The organism is Protofrankia sp. CiP1_Cm_nod4 (assembly GCF_982290645.1).
Genome location: NZ_CEVIVC010000176.1, coordinates 1 through 9,056 on the forward strand (window position 1 = coordinate 1; position 9,056 = coordinate 9,056).

Sequence of the window (9,056 nt, forward strand, 5' to 3'; positions counted from 1 at the left end):
TCTCCCCACCAACCCCACCACCCGGCCGCGCCCGAAGGCCTCCAGATCGTCTGGTGACTCCCCTGCCAGACCTCCAGGTCGAGCCCGCCATAGCGTCAACGACACGAACCGGCTGGCTGCATCACTGAAAGTAGCGAATAGATCCAGTGTAAGAGCGTATTGGTAACCAGATAGGTGCGGATATGGCATCTGGCATCCACTGTGCACGCTATGCTCCCGATCGGTCGCGACTGGCGGGGGTCGGATATGGACGTGGTGAGGGTTTTCGGTGTTCGGACGGCGGTGCCGCGGTTCAGACGCGTGGGCAGGGGCCTGCGAGGGTGGTCTTCACGTCGGAATGGCAGTGTCCGGTGAGCGACGAAGAGCTCGCGGCGGGCGGAGAACTCGGTGCCGCTACGCGTGCCGCGTTGCGAGCGCTTGGTCGACCCAGGTGGTATGCGCCGGGCGAGACCCTGATGCTGCACGGTTCGGTCGCCGACATGGTGATGCTGATCGAGCGTGGGCTCGTGAAGGTTGCCGTGGCCACCGACGACGGCCGCACCACGGTCCTCGCCTACCGCGGTGCCGGAGAGATGATCGGTGAGATGGGCGTCATCGGTCGTGTGCCCCGGAGCGCGACCGTCGTCGCGGTGGACCGGGTCCGAGTATGGGTCATTCCCGCGTCGGTATTCCTCAGCGAGGTGCGTAACCGACCGGAGGTGGCGGCCGACATCATGTCCGCCCTCGTCGCCCGGCTGCGTGACGCGGATCGTGAGCGTGTTCTCGGACCGATGACACCGGCGCGGGTGAGGATCGCGCGTAAGCTGTTGGATCTTGTCGAGTGGCGTGGCCGGTCGATCGCGGACGGGGCCGTCATCGAAATCTGGCTGACCCAGCAGGATCTCGCCGCCGCGGCCGGCGTGGGCCTGCGTTCGGCGAGCCGGGAACTGCCCGAGCTCCGTAGCCGTGGGCTGATCGACTACAGCCGTGGGCGGTTCACTGTGCTGGATCCGGCGGGTCTCGCGCGGGTCGCCAATGAGCTCAAAAGGCCAGAGTAGCCAAGCCCGAAAATGTGCCAATGGCGTAGTTGACGCCGCCAGCGCTCCGGTAGGACGCATCTGCACGCCCACTCAGGCGTGCCACTCGGCGCCGCACCACGATGATCGAATGCTGCGGCCCGAAGTGCGGACCATATAGGCGGACGGGCGCTGCCGGATGGCGTTCCGAAGGTCGTCTGGAAGGAGCCCGATGGTGCATCGGCCGGTCAACCGGCGGCTCGTGGTTGTCGACATCGAGGGCTCGAGCGAGCGTGACACCCCCACACAGGTCGACCTACGGCATCGGCTGAAACTGGTGGTCGAGGACGGCCTGGACGCGGTCGGGCTGTCAGCCCGGCACGGCACCGCGCCGTCGATACAGGACCGATACGACAGTCTGCTGATCGCCATTGACCCAGCGGTGTCCCTCGCTGACCTGACCGACACCTTTCTCGACCGGTTGGCCACCGCGCTGCGGCACGACCGTAAGCGCGCCAGCCCAGCCGCGCGGATGCGACTGCGGGTCGCCATCCATGACGGCGACGTTCTCATCGACGACGATGTCATCAGCGGCCGGCACGCGGTCGAGGTGTGCCGGCTCGTCGATGCCGATCCGCTGCGCGAAGCGTTCACCGCCGCGCCGGAGGCCGATCTGGCGGTCATCGTCTCGGACCGGGTGTACCAGTCCGTGGTCGCCGAGGACTACGGCCGGGTCCCACCAAGCGCCTACCAGCGCGTCGACGTGACGATCAAAAGCCTGCGGACCCGAGCCTGGATCTACGTGCCGAACGCGGACGGTTGGCGACAGCGGCCCGGCGCCCCCACCCCACCGCCCTTTCCCGGCAGGCCAGGGAAGGACAGCGGGCAGCGGGATGCCGATACCGGACAGCGGGACGCCAATACCAGGAGGGATAGCGCCAGCGGCGACGTCATCAGCGGCAACATCGTGATCATAGGTAGTCATCTCGACGAGCCGCGCATAGCTGGCCGCGACATCGGCTGTGGGCATGGCGCCAACCCGTTCGACGAGGTCGACGGCGATGGCCGCTGAGAATCCGGACTCCGCTTCGTCGGGCGAACCTGGTCTGGGATCGGTCGAATCAGCTGACGGTGGATCGTCATCCGCGGAAACCGGCTCCGAGGTTGCCGCTGGCACGCCGCATGGCGGGAAAGGCGATGAAAGGGCAGCGGATTCATCACCCCCAGCTTCCGAGCGAGGGGCTGGTGAGGCGGCTGATACGTCGAATCCCGACGACTCCGGGCCGACCCCAGAGGATGCCGAGGAGGAGTTCGCCAGGCCGAGCGACATCGAGGAAGCGGCGAGCAATTTTCACGGCCCGGTGCCTCCCGGCGGGCCAGGAGCGTTCGCCGGACCAGGATCGGGTCGCTTCTACAACGATTTTCGCGGTGCCACCATCACTGCCAATAGCGTGCTGCTCGCCAGTACGGGTTACGACGTCGGGGACGAGGTCCCGACCGGCCCGCGCCGGGGCGGGCGGGCCCGTGACACGGAGAGCCGGCCCGACGGTGTCGGTGCCGGGGCTGGGCGGTTCGGCACTGACGGTGACGGCAGGAGCGGTTACGGATCGGGGAAGCGGGACGCGCAGGCATCAGGCGAACGGCAGGCACGGCTGGCCGGCCGTTGGGCGCACATCCCCACCGACGTCGTCACCTGGACCGCTACCGCGTTCGCCGCACCAGCCTGTTTCGAGCCGGCACTCGAGCGGCTGCAGCGACTTCACCTGGCGATGGTGTGTGCCCGTCCCGGTTTCGGACGGCCGTCGCTCGGACTCGCGATGCTCAGCCGCTGTGTGGTCCGGGAGAAAATCTTCCGCATAGACGCGCAGACCGATCCGCGCACGCTCGACATTGAGCAACTGCCCGAGAACGCGGGATTCCTGATCGAGAATCTCGACTACCGGCTGCTGCTCAGCGGTTCCGTGCGGCTCGACCGGTTGGCTGAGGACTTCGCATCCAGGGGCAGCTACCTGGTGATCACCGGTCGTGAGTCGCCCAACCTGGTCGACGTGGGCCGCTACGTGATCGATGTTGGCCGGCCCGCCTCGGCAGAGGCCATCATGTCCGTGCAGTACGGGTGGTTCCAGGAGAATCCCGACGGCTGGAGCATCCAGACGACCGGTCCAGCGGAGGCGTCATCCGTCGATCCGCTGGCCGACAGTGCGGTCGAAAAGATGCTCCACGAGGTCGTCAGAGAGGGCCAGCACGCCGCTGTCATCACCGAGCTCGCTCGTCGCGTCGCCTATGCGCGGACGGTGCCCGACGGCCTTGACGCGGTCCAGAGCTGGGTGGACGGCCATGTGGCCGAAGGCTTCACGGACTGGATCAGTAAGATTTCCACACCTGAACTGATCGCGTTCGTGATTACGCTCGCCATCCTCAACGGTCTGCCCTACCGCGTGGTGGCTCGGGTCGCTCGCTCGTTCGAACAGGATCTGCGTGCGTTGAGAGCGAAGCTGGGTGCGGAAACGGAGTCTGTTTCCGACGAGCGCCACATGTTGGGCCCGGGCCGTGGCGCGCTTATCGAAGCGGCGGATGCCGAGATCATCGACTCGCTGGAGGACTCCGGCTACGGGCTCGCTCCGGTGGAGGCGGTCCGTTTCCGCAAGGACGGCTACCAGCGAAGGGTTCTCGACTGGTTCTGGCGGGAGCACGTCGACTGCCATGAGCTGATCAGCGGCTTGGTACGCCGCCTGGCGAATGACCCTCGCCCGGCCGTGCGGGTCCGTGCCGGCGCGGCGGCGGGCGTCATCGCGGCGCACGGCTTCGACGAAGCACGCCGGACGTTTCTGCTGCCCTGGGCGGACAGCACCGCGCCCCGGCACCGGGAGGTGGCGGTCAGTGCGTTGAAGGTGCTTGACGGCGAGCCGGAGCTGGCTCCGCACGTGCACCGGATGGTGTTCGACTGGGGCACCCACAGCCAGCATCCGTTCCGCAGGCTGACCGCCGTGCGTGTCTGGGGCGCGGGCATCGGCGCCCGGATGCCGGAGCTCGCCCTCGACGCGCTGGGGACCTTCGCCGACTCGATGCCGGGTGACCATCAGGCCGCGAGCCCGTTGCGTCACGCCGTGGGCCTCAGCCTGCTCAACCTGTTCATCACCGGCGAGGCGAACGCGCGGCTCGTGCTGGACCGCCTGGTCGAGTGGAGCGGAACCGACAGGCGGCGGCAGGCTGTCGCGGCCGAGGGCTTCCTGCGGATCGCGGCCATGGCGGTCGCGACCGACACCGCGACCGGTTCGACCAGGCCAGCCCTGCTGAGCCTGGCGCTACGTGACACGAACCTGGTGGAGCCGGTCGCCACGCTCCTCCACCAGACCCAGAACAGCCGGCATGCGCAGGACCGGACGATGGAGGTGCTGCGTGGCTGGTATTTCAGAGCGGAAGGGGACAGCGAGCCCACCAGAGTACTTGTCGACATCGTCCTCGGCTCGCTGCGTAGCGGACGTGACTCCGAACGGTTGAGCTACTACCTCGACCGCTGGCAGGAGGACTTCCCCCAAGCCGTGGAACTTACCTATCAGCGATCGGAAGAAAGATCGGACGACGACAGCGATGACAACCGGTAACGGCAGCAGCCGAACTGTCATGTTCGTGTACGGAAACGGGCGAGGAGATTACCTGCCGCTCAACCAGGAGCCGACACTGGGGCAGCGGAAATGGGGTAGATACACCAACCGTCATGACGTGACGGGATCGGCGTTCGGCAGCTTCGAGGGGCATGCGCCCAGCCACCGTTCCAGCGTGAACTTCCGCTTCCGGGCCGGCTATCGCTGGGAGCTGGTGGACGCCGGGATCTGGTTGCGCGCCGGCTCGCCCGATCTCACTGCGGCGACCCAGGAGCTGTTGCTTGCGCACATCACAGGGATGACCGTCGCGATCGATCCGACCGAGACGGATGGAGGGCGGCAGAAAGTCGAGAAGACACTGGCCGGCCGTCTCGAGCTGTCCGGCCACGGCGCTTACGCGTCCCTGACGAGTTTCACCCTGTGGCCGGACATTCCCGAGGATCCGACAGCGCGGTCGGCCACCTTCGGTCAGGTGACCTGTCGCCTGCCCGCAGCGGACGGAGTGCTGCTCACCGTCGCGCTCGGCCTCTCCTGGCAGGTGGAAGACCGGGTGCGCTGGTACCTGGACCAGGTCAACGAGCCCGGGAAGCTGTGCGAGGAGATCCTCGTCCGCGAGGTGGGCGGGGTGATCGCGGCTTTCGAGTACGACCGCGTGGCCGAGGCCCAGGTCGCGGTGCTTTCGCGGTTGGCCGACAAGCCGATAGATCCCGGGCATGGCTTGGTGGTCAGTCTCAAAAGCGTCCGGGTCGAGTTCGGTGGACCGAGACAGCCGGTGGACACCTCGACCCGAACCGAGCCCTTCGTGACGAAGCTCTCGACCAGCGATTCATCGATCCTGGTGGATGCCGAGATCGACATTAGCTGGCGGATCCGTGACCCGGCTCTGTGGATGCGTAATCCTATCGATGATCCATCTGGCTGGTGCCAGCGGGAGGTTGCACAGTGGTTGCGTGAAATTACCAGAAGTTACAGTTGGAATAATCTGCGAGCTGCTGAGCAGGCGATCGACGAACGGATCTGTCGACGTACTTTCGCTGTCGGGGAGTGCATCGAGCTGACAGTCGCCGGTGTGCAACTGCGACCGCCGTCCGAGTTGGAGCAGCCCGCCAAGAGGATTGTCACCGAGGGGATCGAGAATGATATCACCAAGGCCAGGACAGTCGCGTCTCTGGCCAGAGCGCAGCTCATTCGGGAGGCGCTCGACAAGGGCCTCGACCCCGACGTGCTGCGAGTTGAGTTCGATCCGGCGGGCCCGGCCGTGCCACTGAGCAACCTGAGCGCCCGCCGCCACGCTGACGACCAGCGCAAGTTCGAGCTGCTCGTCATCGCGGCGGAGAAGGGGTGGCTGGAACACGACCTGGCTCAGCGGATCTTCGCGGCGGCCGGCGTGCTGCTTGGCACGGGTGATGATGCGGAGCAACGTCCACGGCTGGGCTATCGGGGCGGGGGGCTGCGTCGTGACGAGACGCGGTCTATCGACTCCCCGTCCAAGGGCTCGTCTTCCGATGAGCCGGACGAGCCCAGGTGACTGTCCCCCTGGCTGCGACCAGCGCGCTGCCCGACCTACCAGGACAGTCGGTGGTCGGGCAGATCGCGAAGTATCTGTTCGGCAAGTTCCCGGCCGGGCCGTGGACGCTTGCCGCGCAGGCGGTATGGGCACTGCTGCTGCTCTGGGTGGGTTATTGGCTGGCGGTTGTCGTTTGCCGGAAAACGGTGCCATGGCTGTTGCGCGAGTCGGTCGGCCCCGGCCGCACGGCAGTCTCCGGCCTCCGCTATCTGGGCCTTTTGATCGATTACGGCCAGGCTACGGCTTGCTGCAAGCTCGGGCTCCGGCCTGTCTACTGGTTCGGCATGCTGATCGACGATCTCGCCCGCGTCGCCGACCGGTTCGTTCGGCGGCTGCCGAGGTATGCGGCGGCGCCGCGGCGGTTTTCCAGGGGACTCGCTGTACTGGTGGTCTGCGCGACGCTGCTGTCATGGAACGGCTCGCGTTGCGCGTCCGGGCATGACCAGAGCTGTGTCCACCCCATCCGGCAATGGGCCAACGATGTCGACCGTGAATGGTCGCAGGTGAACTCGTCCACCCCGTCCGTATCAGAGCGGCCGCACCCGTCGAGGCAGTGATCCGCGACTCCGCTCTCTCTGTCTTCCGTCATCGCCGGTCCGCTTCCTTGGCACCGGCCTGAAGCGCCCGGGTTACGGGCGGCAACCTAGTTGGTCGCGACAGGAGTACAGTGAGGCCCGTGGGGCAGGACTCAAGTGAGCACCGCTGGGATTTCTTCGTGTCCTACGCACACGCGGACACATCCTGGGCCGAATGGATCGCCTGGACGCTGGAGGAAGCCGGCTATCAGGTGCTGCTACAGACATGGGATTTCGCACCCGGGACGAATTGGCTCCACAGCATACAGGAAGGTATCACGCGAGCCGATCGGATGCTTGTAATCCTGTCGAGCTCCTACGCTGCTTCAGTATTCGGACAGGCAGAATGGATGGCTGCCTGGAGCGCTGATCCACGTGGCTTTGCCAGGCGTGTGCTTCCGATCAGGGTTGACGATTCTCCTCCACCTGACCGGTTCATGCCAATTTTCTCTCTTGGTATTTTCGGTCTGGACGAGGTCGCCGCTCGGGAGAAATTGTTGTCCGGGGTGTCAGCGGTACTGCGCGGAGGAGCGGAACCGCCTACGGCACCACAGTTTCCAGCATCAATTTCTGTGAGGCCGGTATTGAGTGAGCGGGCGAAGCCTGATGTGGAGCCGAGCTTCCCAGGTGTCGACCTCGTCAGGGATGCGGCTAACCGACTGGAGGACGTCTTCCGGCCGGTGGGTGTCCCGACTGTCACCTTCGTGGCACCGGAAGAATACATACCTTTTCGTCTGGCGTTACGCCAGCATGGCCTCTGCATAGTTCTGGAAGGACCTTCCGGGATCGGTAAGACGACTCTCCTGAAATGTGCCATCGATCAGGACTCGCAGCGGCTCGAAAAAGTCGAGACGTACAGCGCTCGTATACCGGGAGATGTTGAACGGATCAGAAGGCTGCCCGCTGAAGGTCATGTCGGCCTGCTCGTGATAGACGATTTTCACCGCCTCCCCGAAGACCTTCAAGGTCGTATAGTTGACTACCTGAAACGTTTGGCCGACGATGCCGGATCTCCGGGAAAGCTCGTGATAGTCGGAATCCCGGACACCGCCGCCACGCTTGTCAGTATAAGTTTCGACATTGCGAACCGGATTCGTGTCTTCCGTCTTGGCCGAGCCGGTGAGAAGCAGGTGCTGGAACTTGTGGAAAAAGGTGAAGCCGCGCTCAACATATCGTTCGACCGAAGGCAGGAGATCGTCCAGGCCGCGGCCGGAAGCCTGATAACCGCTCAGTCCCTGTGTTCTCATCTAGTGATGATCGCTGGTGTTGAGGAGTCTAGGCTGACGCCAACGGTAGTGCAGGCGGAAATACCCACGGCCCGCGCGAACGTGACTAAGGAACTGAGAGACAAGTATGGATCCGCGGTCAACACGTTTGCCGCCATGGATGATCTCGATAAAGCGACCTGCATCGATCTGCTGTTGGCTCTCGGCCAGACGGAGGACGGAATCCTGGCGCTGGACGACGTCCAGAACCGATCGTCGGATCTCATGCCTACGATAGAAAAAATCTTCGTGACTTCCAGCTCGCCGGGCCTCGATCCAGACGGCTCGATCGCACGTCACTTCTTCTATGACTCCCGTGGCAGGCGAATAATCGCGGACGATCCCCAGTTGATATTTTTCCTACGTCAACTGCGGAGGGACGAGCTGTTGTCCATGGCGGGCAAGCGACTGCCGGTTCCCCGTGAACACGTGTTCATCTGCTACAGTCATGTCGATACGGACTGGCACGATCGTCTCCTTGTCCAGTTGACTTCACTGAAACGTGACGGCATTCTTGACATTTGGTCGGACAAGCGGATCGAGATTGGTGACGACTGGCGGGAAGAAATCAACGCCGCGCTCAGCCGGGCACGTTTCGCGGTACTACTCGTCAGCGGGGACTTTATTGCCTCCGAATTTATTCGAAAAGTAGAGCTTCCCGCTCTCCTGGCTGCTGCGAAAAGTGACGGCTGTCGTATTATACCGATCCTGGTTCGGGCCAGTACCTACAAAGAAATGCCGGAGTTGGAGCGCTTCCAGCATGTGAACCCAGGCGGAAAGACGCTGGCCTCGCTGTCCACGGAGGAAGCCGAGCAGGTGCTCGCGAACGTTGCACGTTCGATACTGAAATTCGCGAAGCGTAGGATGAAGTGAGAACGTGGCCCAGTCGATGGCTGGTAATCCGGTCTGAATTTGTCGCGAATTCTTGAACTGTGACCTTTTGTCGACTCATACTATTGAAGCCGAGGAGCGTCGCTACGACCGTTTGACCCCGCCCCAACACGATCATCCTATCGGAGCGTCGCTACGACCGTTTGACCCCGCCCACT

Annotated in this window: 6 protein-coding genes; all 6 read left to right on the plus strand. The window is 64.4% G+C overall.

Annotated elements, in window-relative coordinates; translation table 11 throughout:
• The first annotated feature begins 350 nt into the window (after positions 1–350).
• The 6 genes from AC5LSR_RS21670 to AC5LSR_RS21695 all read left to right on the plus strand — a co-directional run bounded on the left by AC5LSR_RS21670 (position 351) and on the right by AC5LSR_RS21695 (position 8,880).
• On the plus strand, positions 351–1,037 hold the full coding sequence (locus tag AC5LSR_RS21670) for a Crp/Fnr family transcriptional regulator (protein WP_493468910.1): 687 nt from the start codon (positions 351–353) through the stop codon (positions 1,035–1,037).
• A 190-nt stretch (positions 1,038–1,227) separates the two neighbouring features.
• Positions 1,228–2,067 (plus strand): hypothetical protein, encoded by an 840-nt coding sequence (locus AC5LSR_RS21675; protein WP_250284134.1) that lies wholly within the window; start codon positions 1,228–1,230, stop codon positions 2,065–2,067.
• A 379-nt stretch (positions 2,068–2,446) separates the two neighbouring features.
• A complete protein-coding gene (locus tag AC5LSR_RS21680; protein ID WP_493468911.1) occupies positions 2,447–4,600 on the plus strand; it encodes a hypothetical protein in 2,154 nt (717 codons plus the stop codon).
• Positions 4,587–6,128: a hypothetical protein gene (locus AC5LSR_RS21685; RefSeq protein WP_250284139.1), complete on the plus strand. Its 1,542-nt coding sequence runs from the start codon at positions 4,587–4,589 to the stop codon at positions 6,126–6,128. Before AC5LSR_RS21680 ends, AC5LSR_RS21685 begins: the two co-directional genes overlap by 14 nt.
• Positions 6,125–6,724, plus strand: coding sequence for a hypothetical protein (locus AC5LSR_RS21690; protein ID WP_493468912.1), 600 nt, complete (start codon positions 6,125–6,127; stop codon positions 6,722–6,724). The genes AC5LSR_RS21685 and AC5LSR_RS21690 overlap by 4 nt, the downstream gene beginning before the upstream one ends.
• 119 nt (positions 6,725–6,843) lie before the next feature.
• Positions 6,844–8,880: a TIR domain-containing protein gene (locus AC5LSR_RS21695; protein WP_250284142.1), complete on the plus strand. Its 2,037-nt coding sequence runs from the start codon at positions 6,844–6,846 to the stop codon at positions 8,878–8,880.
• The last annotated feature ends 176 nt before the right edge of the window (positions 8,881–9,056 follow it).